Raw genomic sequence first — 936 nt, 5'->3', positions numbered from 1 at the left:
GCGCTCGGGCCTGGAGGCGATCGCCAGCGCGCCCCGGCGGATCATCCTCGACGGCGTNCCGTGGNCGGTCGCGGGCGGGGTCGAGTCGATCAGCCTCGTGCAGCCCAAGGTCCAGCGGGAGCTGACCCGCAATGCGTGGCTGGAGGCGCATTTGCCGGCGATCTACATGCCGATGATCGAGACAGCCGACATCGTGGCGGAGCGTTACGGCATCTCCCGGGAGGCGCAGGACCGTTTCGCCCTGGAGAGCCAGCGCCGCACCGCCACCGCGCAGGAACGCGGATTGTTCGACGACGAGATCGTCCCGATGAGCGCCGTCATGGCGGTGACCGACAAGGCCACCGGCGAGACCCGGGAGGTCGAGACCCGGCTCGCCAAGGACGAGGGCAACCGGCCGGACACGACCCTGGAGGGGCTCGCCAAGCTCAAGCCCGTGCGCGGGGAGGGCGCCTTCATCACGGCGGGCAATGCCAGCCAGCTCTCGGACGGCGCCTCGGCCAGCGTGCTGATGTCGGCCGACGAGGCGGCGCGGCGCGGCCTCGAGCCCCTCGGCATCTTCCGGGGCTTCGCATCGGCCGGCTGCGGGCCGGACGAGATGGGCATCGGCCCCGTCTTCGCGGTGCCGCGGCTTCTGGAGCGGCAGGGCCTGCGGGTCTCCGACATCGACCTCTGGGAGCTGAACGAGGCCTTCGCGTCCCAGTCGGTCTATTGCCGCGACAAGCTCGGGATCGACCCGGACAAGGTCAACGTCAACGGCGGCGCCATCGCGGTCGGCCACCCGTTCGGCATGTCGGGGGCGCGGCTCGTGGGCCACGCCCTGCTGGAAGGCCGCCGCCGCGGCGCGCGCTACGCCGTGGTGACCATGTGCGTCGCCGGCGGCCAGGGCTGTGCCGGCCTGTTCGAGATCGCCCGGAGCTGAATCGATGGATCTGCGCT

At 71.8% G+C, this 936-nt stretch carries 1 protein-coding gene; it reads left to right on the top strand.

What is annotated here, in order from left to right; all coding sequences use genetic code 11:
• The coding region (locus tag I53_RS27190; RefSeq protein ID WP_043356843.1) for an acetyl-CoA C-acyltransferase at positions 1-919 on the top strand (919 nt) is incomplete at its 5' end.
• Between the last annotated feature and the right edge of the window lie 17 nt (positions 920-936).

The sequence above is a fragment of the Methylobacterium sp. B1 genome (assembly GCF_000333255.1).
Lineage (GTDB): Bacteria > Pseudomonadota > Alphaproteobacteria > Rhizobiales > Beijerinckiaceae > Methylobacterium > Methylobacterium fujisawaense.
Note: the sequence above shows the minus strand (reverse complement) of the source record. Positions and strands in the feature narration are given on the sequence as shown.